Source organism: Streptomyces sp. SM18, from assembly GCF_002910775.2.
GTDB classification, from domain to species: Bacteria; Actinomycetota; Actinomycetes; order Streptomycetales; family Streptomycetaceae; genus Streptomyces; species Streptomyces halstedii.
In genome coordinates this window covers 3,119,521-3,132,043 of the sequence record NZ_CP029342.1, presented here as the reverse complement: position 1 = coordinate 3,132,043, position 12,523 = coordinate 3,119,521, and the positions used below count along the sequence as shown (strand labels likewise).

Below are 12,523 nucleotides of genomic sequence, written 5' to 3'. Positions count from 1 at the left end.
CCCGTGTACCTGGATCCAGAGGTCTCGCACGCGGTGAAGATCCTCATCGTGGGGCACTTCGGCGTCGGTAAGACCACCTGTATCGGCTCCATCTCCGAGATCGAGCCGTTGCAGACCGAAGAGGAGATCACCGAGGCCAGCGAGGGCTTCGACGACCTGTCGGGCACGCCGAACAAGACGACCACCACCGTGGCCATGGACTTCGGCCGGCTGACCCTCAGTGACCAACTGGTCCTCTATCTCTTCGGAACGCCCGGACAGGAGCGCTTCAAGGAGATGTGGGAGGAGCTGTCCCGGGGAGCGCTGGGCGCGCTGGTGCTCGTCGCCCCCGAACGGCTGAACGAGAGCTTCCCCGTCCTGGACCTCGTCGAGCGCTTCGGCCTGACGTACGCCATCGGCGTCAACCACTTCGACGGCACCACCGACTACCCGCTCGACGAGGTGCGTGAGGCGCTGAACCTCTCCGAGGAGACCCCCGTGGTGCCGTGCGACGTACGCGATGAGCAATCCTCCGCACAGGCGCTCATCACGCTCGTGACGCACCTGATGTCCCAACTCGGCTAGGAGCCCTGGCATGCAACAGCCCTTCGACACCCAGGGGGTACCGTCCGGTTGCCCCGCCCACGGGAACGTCCAGCTGTACGGCCCCGAATTCGGCGCCGACCCCGAGGGCCACTACGCGCACCTGCGCGCGGCCGGCCCGAGCGCGCCGGTGGACATCGCGCCGGACGTCGAGGTGGAACTCGTCACCAGCTACGACGCCGCCCTGCACATCCTCCAGAACCCCGCCTCCTTCGTCCGCGACTCCCGTCGCTGGCGCGCGCTGAACGAGGGGCGGATCCCGGAGGACAGCCCCGCCCTGCCGATGATGGGCTACCGGCCCAACGCGCTCTTCAGTGACGGCGCGTCACACGCCCGGCTGCGCCAGGCGGTCACGGACTCCCTGGCCACCGTCAACGAGCTCCAGCTCGTCCGGCAGACCCAGCAGTCCGCCGACTACCTGATCAGCCGCTTCAGCTCCGAACCGCGGGGCCAGGCCGAGCTGATGGCCGACTACGCCCAGCCGCTGCCGCTGCTGGTCTTCAGCGATCTGTTCGGCTGCCCGCCCGCGGTCGGCGACCGGGTCATCGTCGGCATCAGCGGTATCTTCGACGGGACCCCCGGGGCGGACGAGACGCTGGGCGCGGCACTCGCCGAGCTGATCGCCCTCAAGCGGCGGCGCCCCGGCGCCGACCTGACGACGCGTCTGATGGAGCACCCGGCGCAGCTGAGCGACGAGGAGGTGCTGCACCAGCTCGTCACCCTGCTCTCCGGCGGTACGGCGCCCCTGACCGCCACCATCGGCACGAGCAGCGCGCTGTACCTCGGCGAGGACTGGCAGACCGGCCTCCCGGTGGAGGACGCGGTCTCGCAGACGCTGTGGAACTACGCGCCGATCGCCAACTACGCGGGTCACTACCCGACCCACGACGTCGATCTGGCCGGCCGGACGATCCGGGCCAACGACCCGATCCTGATCTCCTTCGCAGCCGCCAACACCGATCCCAGGCTCACCGAGCACCGTGAACAGCTCAGCGGGAAGGCCCACTTGGCCTTCGGCGCGGGCCCCCACGCGTGCCCGGCCAAGGACCCGGCGTTCATGATGGCGGCCACCGCCGTCGAGTCGCTGCTCAACCGGCTGCCCGACATCGAGATGCGCGTCCCCTTCAAGTCCCTGACCTGGGCGCCGTCGCCGTGGAGCCGCTCGCTGGTGACGCTTCCGGTCCGGTTCTCCCCGCGTACGGTGCCGTCGGCCGGTGTCGAGGCGGCCCGTCACCAGACCGCGGCCCGCGCACCGCAGCCTTCCGCGCCCGGCACCCCGCGTCCGGCCGCCCAGCCTGCGGCGGCTCCGCTGAACAAGTCCGGCCTGTTCAGCCGCTTCCTGGCATGGACGAGGGGCGAGTGACGTAAGTAACTAGGATTGAACTCTGTGTTATTGGATGCTTAATGTGCCCCACGGGTATGCATGGCGGCTGATGCTCAGGAAGGAGCCGCCACCGTGGGGGTTACCACCGTTCCGTCGTCCGACCGCCGGGCTGCCGTATCTCTCTTTTCCCGACTGCGAACGGCACAGGGGCAAGCAGACCCCTTCCCGGTCTACGAGCAACTCCGGGCGAGGGGTGATGTCAGCCGCGCACCCTGGGGCGGGCTCCTCGTCACGAGCTTCGATCTCTGCGACCGAATAGTGCGCGGCCGGGAATGGCTGGAACCGGACAAACGCTGGCGCGAGCAACAGGGCCCGGGCACGCGCTGGAACGCGCCGTCGTCCCGGGAAATGAGCAGCACTCTGCCCGCCCTCAACCCACCGGACCACACCCGGGTACGCCGCGCGGCCGGCGCCTTCGACCGTGCCACCATCGAACGCCTCGGCCGGACGGTGAGCCGGGTCACCGACAGCCTCCTCGACTCGCTGACCGAGCGACTGCGCTCCGGCGAGGCCGACTTCGCCGCCCTGGTGAGCGAGGAACTGCCGATCGCGGCCATCGGTGACTGGCTCGGCCTGCCGGCCGCCGACTTCCCCCGCCTGCGGGAACTGACCCACGATCAGGTCTTCACCCAGGAGCTCCTGCCCTCCGCCAGCCAACTGGCCCTCTCCGACGCGGCCACCGCCGAACTGCGCGTCTACTTCATGAACCTCGTACGCGAACGGCGCGCGTCCCCGGGCGACGACCCCGTCTCCCGGTGGATCACGACCTGGGACGCCATGGAGCCGGACCGCGACAAGGCCGACGAAGGGGTCTACTTCCTGGCCCTGTTCGTCCTGCTGGCCGCCCTGGAGACCACCTCCACCATGCTGACGACCACGGCCCTGATGCTCGTCGAGCGCCCGGAGTGGTGGGAGAGACTGGCCGCCCGCCCCGAACTCGTCCCCGGATTCGTCGAGGAGACGCTGCGCTACGACGCGCCCACCCACGTGATCAGCCGGGTGGCCTCCGACGACCGCACCCTTGGGGACGTGGAGGTACGCAAGGACGAGATGGTCCACCTCATGGTCGGGGCGGCCCACCGCGACCCCGCCCGGCACGCCGACCCCGACCGCTTCGACCCGCTGCGCACCCCGGGCCACCTGGCCTTCAGCGGAGGCATCCACTACTGCCTCGGCGCCCCGCTGGCCCGGATGGAAGCCCATGTCATGCTCCGCGGCCTCGTCGCCCGCCTGCCCAGGCTCACCCTCGTGCGCCGCCCCTCGTGGGCGCCCCGGGTGGCGTTCCGCCGCATACAGAACTTGGACGTCGCACTCGCATGAACGACATGACCCTGACCTTCACCGCCCCGCCGCGTGAGGCGATACGCGTCGAGGAGGACGGCCCCGTCCTCCATGTCCGGCTCAATCCCGCCGGCGGGGCGGACGTCCTGGACGTCGCGACCCTCGACGCCCTCGTCACCCTGATCGACGGACTCCACGAACGCCCAGACATCCGCGTCCTCCTCCTGTCGTCCATGGGCGAGGACTTCTGCCTGGGCGCCGACCGCGACGAGTACCAGGAGGCGCTGGCCGCCGATCCGAGCGGTGGTGCCCTGCGCCGTATCGCGGACAAGGCGCAACGGCTGTGCCACGCGCTGGAGAACACCCACGCCGTCACCGTCGCCCGGCTCCACGGCAGGGTCGTGGGGGCCGGACTGGCGCTCGCCGCCTACTGCGACCTGCGCGCGGGCGCGGACACCTGCCGGTTCCGGATGCCGGAGGTCGGCCTCGGCCTCCCGCCCGCCTGGGGAGGGGCCATGGGCCGCCTGGTCTCCGAGGCGGGGGTCGCGAGGATCCGCGAACTCATGCTCACCTGCGAACCGTTCGACGCGTCCACGGCCCACCGGCTCGGCCTGCTCCACAAGGTCGCCCCGCTCGACCAGCTGGACCGGACGGTGGCCGAATGGACGCGCCCGCTCGTCCGGCGCTCGCCCGAGGCCCTCGTCCTGACCAAACGCATGCTCGCCGGCTTCGCACGGGCCGACCGCACGGCGGACGTGGCGCTGCTCGACTCCCACCTGCTGACGGCCCAGCTCCACCAGGCCCGGAGCTCCGGCCCGGCGGCCTCGTAGGAGACGCGCGCCCGCCGGGCGCGCCGTCCCGCGTCAGCGCGGAGACGCCGCCACCGAGGGGCGGTCCGGTCCGGTCACGGAAGGCGGTGGCCGGACCGGCGTGGCCTCACCGGAATGCCGCGCTGCCCTCGATGTGCCCGCGCAACGCGGCGGGAATCAGAGCTACACGCCCTAGGCCTCGATGTGGGCGGCAAGCATGCGAAGCTCCTGCGCCTCTGGCACCCCGCTGTACCGGCGCAGGCGGACGCGCATGTCCTGGAGTGCGGCCTGGACCCTCACCGAGCGGATGCCGTCGGCGCAGTCGAGGAAGTCGCGCCAGGTGGCCATGGCGCCGTCGACATCGCCTTGACGGAGCCGGACGCCGCCGAGGTCCGCGAGGACGATGGCGCGGGTGCGACGGCGGTCGAGTCCGTGGGTCTCGAGGGCGAGGTTGAGGTGTTCCTCCGCGGCGTCGAGATCGCCGAGGCGGGAGAGGATCATGCCGCATTCGTGGGCCCAGCGGCCCGGCGAGTAGTGGGCGGCCCACGAGTCGCCGGGCGCGGCGCTCGGCTTGCCGATGGCGGTCTCGGACAGGGCGAGGTGCTTGATCGCCATGCGGTGGTCGTTGTCCTGGGCGGCGGCGTTGGCGAGGGTGGCCTCGTAGTAGGCGACCGCACGCGGGTTGTCGAGGTGGCGCCCGTGCTCCACGCAGGCTTCGCCGAGCTGGACGGCTTCGGCCCGGTGGCCGAGGTCGACGCACTGCACGGCCAGGCCGCGGAGAGCCGTCGCTGACAGTTCCGGATCGCCGGCCTCGGCGGCCAGGCGGAAGGAATGCGCGTAGTAGTGCTGGGCGAGCCCGCGCAGTTCGGGGGTGTCGCCTTCGTCCTGGGCCATCCACCCGGCGAGGTGGACGAGTTGGGAGGTGGCGGCGAACAGGTCGCGGCCGGTGGCTTCGGTGAAGCGGCCCTCCAGCCAGCGGGCGACGTCCTGGGTGAGGTAGCGGACGGCCAGGTGCCGGGCGTGCCCGCCACCGAGTTCGGAGGCGGAATCGCCAAGGGCTTTGACCATGTGGCGTACGGAGGTGACCTCGCCCTGGCCGACGCGGACCGCTCCGGGAAGGGCGGTCCTGGTCCGGCGGGTGATGCTGTCCATGTCGGGCAGGCCGAGTGCGGACAGCGCGTATCCGCTGGAGGCGAGGATGAACTCCCGGCGTTCCACGTCGCTCCTCCCCAGGTGCAGGACTGATGCAACGGTATCTGTGTGGGGTGCCGCGGGCACGGGCTCGGGGAGGCTTGTTTCTTGCCTCACGAGGGGATCGCTGGCTTAGAGCTCGTAACACGATCTTGTTGAAGTGTGCTGGTTGGCCGTTACCGGTGTGACGATTCGGCCGTTCGTGAGGGTGTGGGTACTCGACCGTGGATCGTGGACGATGAGTTGTGGGCGCTGATCGAGCCGCTGCTGCCACCGTGGCCGGAGCGGTCCCCGGGGCCTCGGCCGGTGTCGGACCGGCGCTGTCTCCAGGGCGTTCTGTTCGTCCTCTACAACGACATAGCCTGGCAACTTCTGCCCCTGGAGCTGGGGTTTGGCTCGGGTCAGACGTGCTGGCGCCGCCTGGACCGGTGGCAGAAGGCGGGGGTCTTCGACCAGCTGCACCGGGTCCTGCTCGCGGAGCTGAACGCGGCCGGCAAGCTCGACTGGTCACGGGCGTGCGTGGACGGCTCCCATATTCGCGCGAAAAAGGGGGCGCCGACACCGGTCCGTCGCCGGTCGACCGGCGGAAGACGGGCAGCAAGCACCACCTGATCTGCGACGGCCGCGGCACCCCGCTCAAGGTCATCACGACCGCGGCCAACGTCAACGACGTCACCCAAACCCTCGCGTTGGTCGACGGCATCCCGCCCGTCGCGGGCCGACCCGGCCGACCCCGCCGAAGGCCCGTAGCCCTCCTCGGCGACAAGGGCTACGACTCCAACCCGAACCGCGACACACTGCGCAAGCGCCGGATCATGCCCGTCATCTCCCAGAAGGGCCGCCCGAACATCAAGGGCCTGGGCAAACTCCGCTACGTCGTCGAGCAGACCTTCGCCCTCCTCCACCACTTCAAACGCCTCGCCGTCCGCTGGGAACGCCGCACCGAACTCCACGACGCCTTCGTCTCCCTCGCCTGCAGCCTCATCTGCTACCGACGCCTCAAGAAGCCTCACCCGTGATCGTGTTACGAGCTCTTAGGCAATAGAAGAGACTTTTACGACGGATCTATGCCGTCGACGGCTCAGGGATGCGCCAGGTGATGCGGAACCGCTGGTCCGGCGGAAGCCCAAATCTGCCTACCGGGCCGATCGCCTTGATGAGATAGCCAAAGAGCTGATTATGGGCTTCCTCGGAGAGTTCATGCCAGGTCTCCGGTGCCGCGGTCATGATCTCCCGCATCAGGGACATGTCCGATTCGGCTCGCAGCATCTCGATACGGTCTTCACGGTCCATAGTCTCGTCAGCATGCATGGCGCTGATCGACCGCTGGAGGAGGTTCGGCTCGACCGCCAGGCGCTGGAGAAGCCGGTCGCAGCCATAGCGGAAGGCCGTATGCATTTCGACCGCTTCCTGGTCCGGATAGTGGTAGCCGAAGGGGCTGCCTTCCTCGGCGCCCAGGTAGTCGCCCTTCAGGGTTCGCAGGAGAGCACGTAGAGCAAACTCGGCACCGTTCTCCTCGATGAGGCGGACACCAACCTGCACCCATTCGTCCTCTGAGATCACAGGCTCGTGCGGCACCGCGAGCGAGGGGGCGATCTCAATGGCGTTAAACGGGTTGATCATCACGCCGACGACCGCCTCAGCGGTCCACTGCCCGTCATCCGTGCCCCAACCCTGTGACAGTGCCAATTCCCGGGCCGACTTCATGCCACCCGGCTCGCCCTCCCGCACTGCGCGCCATAGGGGCAGGAACCGCGCCACCTCGGCCGTCGCGTCTCGGGGGGGATCGACGCAGGCGCCGGCGAGCACCGCCACGATCGACTGCACGGTCTCCCAGCGCGGGACGTTCAGGCCCTTGAGGGTCGTACGGACTCCCTCATGGCTGACGACCGCCGGGTGGTCGCCCTCAGCGATTAGGGCGCTCACCCTTCGCATGCCGGGGCGGCCCGCCGCTCGGTGGAGCTCTTCGAGGGCGCGTACCAGCTCCTCGTGGGCTTCGTTTGGAAGAGAGACGGTGTTGGGGGTCACGAAACGACAGATCCTTTCGAGCTTTCCGATGGCGGCCCGGATAACCGCCAGATAGCGCCAAGAGCATAGAAGTCGCAGGCAGAGTGCCACATGCCAGATTGCGTCAACTTCCCCCTCCCGGGCGTCAAACGATGACAAGCAACCGGAGATGGCCCCGAGCATGGAGACAGCGTTGTGAGCGAACCAGTGGCTTTTCCGAAGGAGTTGCCCCGTGCACATCCCAAACTATGCCTATGCCATGATCCGGTCCGCACTGCCGACTGTCCCTACCTCCCGCCAGGTGGGGGCGCTGGATTGCTGCCTCTGCGACAAGCCCTTTGAAGAACGGCCGCCCGTACCACTCGGGCCGACTCCCGAGTCGGGACTGTTCGGCTGCCATCCCTGTCTAACCCGGTTGGTCGCCCGGGCGCGGCGGGCCCGTGACGCCGCGCAGACCCAGGACGCTGAGCGGGTCCGAACGGAGTCCGCAGCCTGGCTGCCGGTGCGTGAGCGGCATCTCGCCCGGCTCGACAGTGCGCGGCAGGCCGCAGAGGCCGTGGCCGGGCTGGCCCGGGACGGTGACACCGAGCCGCTGCAGGTCGCCTGGCTGCTGGTCTCGCTGGAGTCGGCGTACGCCTGGCTCCCGGAGGCGCCGGAGCCACCCACCTCTGCGGAGCGCGAGGATTCAGAGCTGAGGGACGAGGTGTTCCGGCTCGACCTGGCGATGATCACAGCACGGGAGGCTGTGGCGGAGCGGCTCGCCTATCACCTCATTAACGAAGCGCAGCCTGAGGAACCGGAGATGTGCGAGGAGCTCGAATGCCCGGAAGGCTGCTCGGGACGACATGACTCCTCTCACATCGACTGCGGACCGGACGCCGTCTTCGAGGATCTGACGAAGCACGGAATCACCGTGGAGCAGCCGGAGCCCGAACCTCTGTCGCCTCGGCTCGCGGCTCTCTTGGGAAGGACCGAGGCCGAGGAGAAGCACTCGCTGCTTCCGGACATTGAGGAGCAGGCCCCCGTTGTCCTGGCGCACTTCGGTATCGACGCCGATGATACGGATGCCCTGGTGAGCGCGGCGGCGGTCGGGCTGGTGGCTGACGCCTGGCGCGAGGGGCCGCTGGACATGATCCACGCGGCCGACGACGGGCCAAGCGACGGGGAGATCTTCGCGCAGAGCATCGATCTATACCGCAGGGCTCGCGCCGCGCTGGTGGCCGCACGGGAGGATGGGCCTGAGAGGCTGCTTGCGTTCGTGGCCGTCGCCTCGGACGTGGACCTTCTGTGGGCGGGCGGTTCGCGCTTCGCGCTGCGGAAGATGTCCGAATCCGTGGCGGAGTTTGTCCAGCACGTCGACGACCGGGTTTGGTTCACCGCAGAAGTGATGTGTGAACAGGGCTGGCGCGCTGGGTTGTTGCATAGAGCCACTTCGGCTGCGTTCAAAGTTCCTACCCACTTCGGTATGCCGGGCTGGCCTGGCGCCGTCGCCTCAGCAATGGACCGTCTCGCCGTGCTGGACAGGTCGGGCGCACCCGAGGCGCTGACAGATCTCGCGGCGGTAGAAGCCGCGTTGGTCGAAGCGCCCGACCGGCTGGGGGCAGATGCCCTCGACTGGATTTCCCGCCAGGCGCTACTCGGCTGATGCGCCACCCGGCCTGCCCACCTGCTGACGGACCAGGATTGGGAAAGCCCGCGCACCAGGGCACCCGAACGGTTGCCCACGGCGTCCTTCGCCCGCGCAGTTCGGTATCCCCAGTGCCGTCAAGCGTGTTGCCAGTGACAACGTCCACGTCAGACTCGGTTGCGCGGTTCTGCAGCTGCCCGAGCGGCGCGAGAGGACCCAGCAGAAGGAAGAGGCCCCGGTGAAGTGGGACGAAGTGACCCTCGTCATCCTCGCCGTGTCCGGCTGCGTCACGCTACTGCTGGCGCAGATCAGCGAGGTGCTCGCGAGGCTGCCACAAATCATCCGCGCGTGGCGGCAGGTCCGGCATGAACTGAGCGCTGGCACCGATCCCGGCTCTCCAGATCACCCAACAAGGGTCACCGCCCCGGGCACCCTTGCGGTCGACCCAAGCGACGGGCGCCATACACCCAGGGGAGCCGGGGCAGGACAAGACGAGGGCTGATCCGGTCAGCGGCATCGCTGATGAGCGCCGTTTGAGGTTGCTGACCGGTTCAGCCGAGAGCGGGACCCGAAGGTCCCGCCCAAACCGCGAGATGCCCCCTCACGGCCACACCAGGCAGTACGCCTGGTGCCCCGCGTCGTGCAGCCGGTAGCTGAAGTCCTGCCACTCGTGCAGCAGCTGGTAGACGTTGAACGCGTCGCGCGGACCGCCCCGGTCGGGGACCGTGGACCAGATGAACGCCGCCGCCCCGACCGACTCCTCGCCGACGTCCCGCAGCGGATCGACCACCGTCATCGGCAACTTGACCACCGCGTAGTCGGGATGGAGCACCACCAGCTCCAGCGGCGGGACCCTGTGCAGGGGTATGCCCTGTATGCCGGTGAGGACCATGGCCGCCACCGTCTCGGGCTTGATCTTGCTGAACATGCCTCCCATGCCCAGCTCGTCGCCGCCCAGCTCCTCGGGGCGCATGGAGATGGGCACCCGCGCCGCGGTGGCCCCGTCCGGGGCACCGAAGTACTTGTAGGTCACCCCCACCCGTCCACTGCTCCTGATCCCCGGAACGTCGGCCTCGGGCACACGGGCGTCCCGGGCGCGCTCCGCATCGCGCCGGTGCCGCCCTCGCCGGGCAGGCTCGGGCCCCAGGTCGTCGGTCCCTTCGCCCACTCCGCCACCGCGATGCATATCTCATCCACCCGACTACTTCTTACGGAGACACAGCCCCGCCGCGCAACCCGATCATCGTGTCAGTGACCTCCCCCACGGGCGTGCGGTGAAACACCTGTCCGCAAGACCGCCGGTGCCTCTGACAACATGGCATGTGTGAGCTTTCCCTATGACGCCCCAGTTTCGCAGACGCGAGGAGACTGACGCCCTTTCGTTGTACGAGCCTCATACGGGGAGAGTGCGCTCCCTGCTCACCCGGTGGCCGGAAACACCGGCCGGACCCCCGAACCCCGAATCGCAGATCAGGACAAAAGTGTCGTATTCATACGAAGCCCCCGTCTCGCAGGCGCTTTTCGACCGCGCGTCCCGCGTGACGCCCGGTGGCGTGAACTCACCCGTGCGTGCTTTCCAGGCCGTGGGCGGTACGCCCCGGTTCATGGTGTCCGGTACGGGTCCGTACCTCACCGACGCGGACGGCCGTGAGTACGTCGATCTCGTGTGCTCGTGGGGGCCGATGATCCTCGGCCATGCCCACCCCGAGGTCGTCGCCGCCGTCCAGGACGCCGTGGCGCGGGGTACCTCCTTCGGTACGCCCGGTGAGGGCGAGGTCGCGCTCGCCGAGGAGATCACGGCCCGGGTGGCCCCCGTCGAGCAGGTGCGGCTGGTGTCCTCCGGCACCGAGGCGACCATGTCCGCGATCCGCCTCGCCCGCGGGTACACCGGGCGCGCGAAGGTCGTGAAGTTCGCCGGCTGCTACCACGGGCACGTGGACGCGCTGCTGGCCGCCGCCGGATCCGGCGTCGCCACCTTCGGCCTCCCGGACACGCCGGGTGTGACCGGCGCGCAGGCGGGCGACACGATCGTGCTGCCGTACAACGACCTGGACGCCGTGCGGGCCGCCTTCGCCGCGCACCCGGGCGAGATCGCGTGCGTGATCACCGAGGCGTCCCCGGGCAACATGGGTGTCGTACCGCCCGGGGAGGGCTTCAACGCCGGGCTGAAGGAGATCTGCGCGACCGGCGGCGCCCTGTACATCTCCGACGAGGTGATGACCGGGTTCCGCACGTCGAAGGCCGGCTGGTACGGCGTGGACGGGGTGCGCCCCGACCTGATGACCTTCGGCAAGGTCATGGGCGGCGGCTTCCCGGCCGCGGCGTTCGGCGGCCGGGCCGACGTGATGGCGCAGCTCGCCCCCGCCGGCCCCGTCTACCAGGCGGGCACCCTCTCCGGTAACCCGGTCGCGACCGCCGCCGGTCTCGCCCAGCTGCGGCTGCTCGACGACGCGGCGTACGCGCGGGTGGACGCGGTCTCCGCGGAGGTCCGGACCCTGGTGGGCGAGGCGCTCACCAAGGAGGGCGTCGCGCACACGGTCTCGGCGGCGAGCAACATGTTCTCCGTCTTCTTCACCGACCGGCCCGTCCGCGACTACGAGGACGCCAGGAAGCAGGAGGCCTTCCGTTACACGGCCTTCTTCCACTCGATGCTGGAGCAGGGCGTCTACCTGCCGCCGTCCGCCTTCGAGTCCTGGTTCGTCTCCACCGCCCACGACGCGGGGGCCGTCGAGCGGATCGCCGCGGCCCTGCCCGCCGCCGCGCGCGCCGCGTCGGAGGCCACCGCATGAGCGAGAACAGCGCGACCGGCGAGAGGGACGTCACCGTGACCGAGAAGACCGAGAAGACCAAGACCGAGAAGGCCGACAGAGCCGGCACGAAGGACATCACCGTCGTCCACCTGGTGCGGCACGGCGAGGTGCACAACCCGCAGGGTGTCCTCTACGGGCGCCGCCCCGGCTACCACCTCTCCGATCTGGGCCGGAAGATGGCCGACCGGGTCGCCGAGCACCTGGAGAAGCGCGACATCACCCATGTCGTCGCCTCCCCGCTGGAGCGGGCGCAGGAGACGGCCGCACCCGTCGCCACCTCCCACGGTCTGGACGTGGCCGTCGACGAGCGCCTCATCGAGGCCGCCAACGTCTTCGAGGGCAAGACCTTCGGGGTCGGCGACGGGGCGCTGCGCAAGCCGGACAACTGGAAGCACCTGACCAACCCCTTCAAGCCGTCCTGGGGCGAGCCGTACATCGAGCAGGTCGTACGGATGATGGGCGCGCTGGACGCGGCGCGCGACGCGGCCCGTGGCCATGAGGCGGTCTGCGTCAGCCACCAGCTGCCGATCTGGATCGTGCGCAGCTTCGTGGAGCGGCGCCGGCTGTGGCACGACCCGCGCAGGCGGCAGTGCACGCTGGCCTCGCTGACCAGCTTCACCTACCAGGGCGACAAGATCGTGTCCGTCGGGTACACCGAGCCCGCCGTGGATCTGGTGCCGCCGCATCTGCGGGCGGGTGCCAAGCCGGTCAAGGGGAAGTCCAAGGCGTTCGGGGCCTGAGACCGTGCGGTCGGGGACGGCCGGGCAGCCCCGGCGTCCCCCGCCCCCTTCGGCCGTTCTCGTGATGTGGAGCTCGTGTAAGGGTCTAGTCA

At 69.5% G+C, this 12,523-nt stretch carries 12 protein-coding genes; 9 read left to right on the top strand and 3 right to left on the bottom strand.

Translation table 11 applies throughout. The features are described 5' to 3' along the window. Positions 1 to 3 precede the first annotated feature (3 nt). Genes B9S64_RS13880 through B9S64_RS13865 form a run of 4 tightly spaced genes read left to right on the top strand, consistent with a single transcriptional unit; the run spans position 4 to position 4,077 of the window. Positions 4 to 564, top strand: coding sequence for an ATP/GTP-binding protein (locus B9S64_RS13880; protein WP_103493864.1), 561 nt, complete (start codon positions 4 to 6; stop codon positions 562 to 564). 10 nt (positions 565 to 574) lie between these two features. Then, positions 575 to 1,945 carry a cytochrome P450 gene (locus tag B9S64_RS13875; protein WP_103493865.1) on the top strand — a complete coding sequence of 457 codons (1,371 nt, stop codon included), beginning with the start codon at positions 575 to 577 and terminating at the stop codon, positions 1,943 to 1,945. A gap of 60 nt (positions 1,946 to 2,005) precedes the next feature. Then, positions 2,006 to 3,286 carry a cytochrome P450 gene (locus B9S64_RS13870; RefSeq protein ID WP_374936111.1) on the top strand — a complete coding sequence of 427 codons (1,281 nt, stop codon included), beginning with the start codon at positions 2,006 to 2,008 and terminating at the stop codon, positions 3,284 to 3,286. After that, a complete protein-coding gene (locus tag B9S64_RS13865; RefSeq protein ID WP_103493867.1) occupies positions 3,283 to 4,077 on the top strand; it encodes an enoyl-CoA hydratase/isomerase family protein in 795 nt (264 codons plus the stop codon). Before B9S64_RS13870 ends, B9S64_RS13865 begins: the two co-directional genes overlap by 4 nt. Before the next feature lie 171 nt (positions 4,078 to 4,248). Here the strand turns inward: B9S64_RS13865 and B9S64_RS13860 are convergent, their stop codons facing one another. Then, positions 4,249 to 5,274 (bottom strand): transcriptional regulator, encoded by a 1,026-nt coding sequence (locus B9S64_RS13860; RefSeq protein ID WP_103493868.1) that lies wholly within the window; start codon positions 5,272 to 5,274, stop codon positions 4,249 to 4,251. Between the two features lie 201 nt (positions 5,275 to 5,475). On the opposite strand from B9S64_RS13860, the gene B9S64_RS13855 reads away from it, so the two are divergent. Further along, positions 5,476 to 6,266 (top strand): IS5 family transposase gene (locus B9S64_RS13855; protein ID WP_374936112.1). Its coding sequence is split into 2 segments (ribosomal slippage): positions 5,476 to 5,790 and positions 5,793 to 6,266, totalling 789 coding nucleotides; the frame shifts between segments, so codons are not numbered across the junction. 46 nt (positions 6,267 to 6,312) lie between these two features. Here B9S64_RS13855 and B9S64_RS13850 read toward each other — a convergent pair. Next, positions 6,313 to 7,275, bottom strand: coding sequence for a hypothetical protein (locus B9S64_RS13850; protein ID WP_103493893.1), 963 nt, complete (start codon positions 7,273 to 7,275; stop codon positions 6,313 to 6,315). Positions 7,276 to 7,486: 211 nt separating this feature from the next. Between B9S64_RS13850 and B9S64_RS13845 the strand changes: the two genes are divergently transcribed. Both B9S64_RS13845 and B9S64_RS13840 read left to right on the top strand, forming a co-directional pair. Beyond that, on the top strand, positions 7,487 to 8,899 hold the full coding sequence (locus B9S64_RS13845) for a hypothetical protein (protein WP_103493870.1): 1,413 nt from the start codon (positions 7,487 to 7,489) through the stop codon (positions 8,897 to 8,899). Positions 8,900 to 9,119: 220 nt separating this feature from the next. Continuing rightward, on the top strand, positions 9,120 to 9,383 hold the full coding sequence (locus B9S64_RS13840) for a hypothetical protein (RefSeq protein ID WP_103493871.1): 264 nt from the start codon (positions 9,120 to 9,122) through the stop codon (positions 9,381 to 9,383). Between the two features lie 99 nt (positions 9,384 to 9,482). Here the strand turns inward: B9S64_RS13840 and B9S64_RS13835 are convergent, their stop codons facing one another. Then, the gene (locus tag B9S64_RS13835; protein WP_103493872.1) at positions 9,483 to 10,067 is read right to left on the bottom strand and encodes a hypothetical protein; all 585 of its coding nucleotides are present in this window, start codon (positions 10,065 to 10,067) and stop codon (positions 9,483 to 9,485) included. 295 nt (positions 10,068 to 10,362) lie between these two features. Between B9S64_RS13835 and hemL the strand changes: the two genes are divergently transcribed. Further along, positions 10,363 to 11,670, top strand: coding sequence for a glutamate-1-semialdehyde 2,1-aminomutase (hemL, locus tag B9S64_RS13830; protein ID WP_103493873.1), 1,308 nt, complete (start codon positions 10,363 to 10,365; stop codon positions 11,668 to 11,670). Next, entirely contained in the window at positions 11,667 to 12,431 is a 765-nt protein-coding gene (locus B9S64_RS13825) for a histidine phosphatase family protein (RefSeq protein WP_258038083.1), read from the top strand. The genes hemL and B9S64_RS13825 overlap by 4 nt, the downstream gene beginning before the upstream one ends. Positions 12,432 to 12,523: the final 92 nt, after the last annotated feature.

Coding starts and splice junctions, on each gene's coding strand:
- B9S64_RS13865 (WP_103493867.1), top strand. CDS start 3,283: ATGAACGACATGACCCTGACCTTCACCGCCCCGCCGCGTGAGGCGATA.
- B9S64_RS13835 (WP_103493872.1), bottom strand. CDS start 10,067: ATGCATCGCGGTGGCGGAGTGGGCGAAGGGACCGACGACCTGGGGCCC.
- B9S64_RS13825 (WP_258038083.1), top strand. CDS start 11,667: ATGAGCGAGAACAGCGCGACCGGCGAGAGGGACGTCACCGTGACCGAG.
- B9S64_RS13870 (WP_374936111.1), top strand. CDS start 2,006: ATGGCGGCTGATGCTCAGGAAGGAGCCGCCACCGTGGGGGTTACCACC.
- B9S64_RS13875 (WP_103493865.1), top strand. CDS start 575: ATGCAACAGCCCTTCGACACCCAGGGGGTACCGTCCGGTTGCCCCGCC.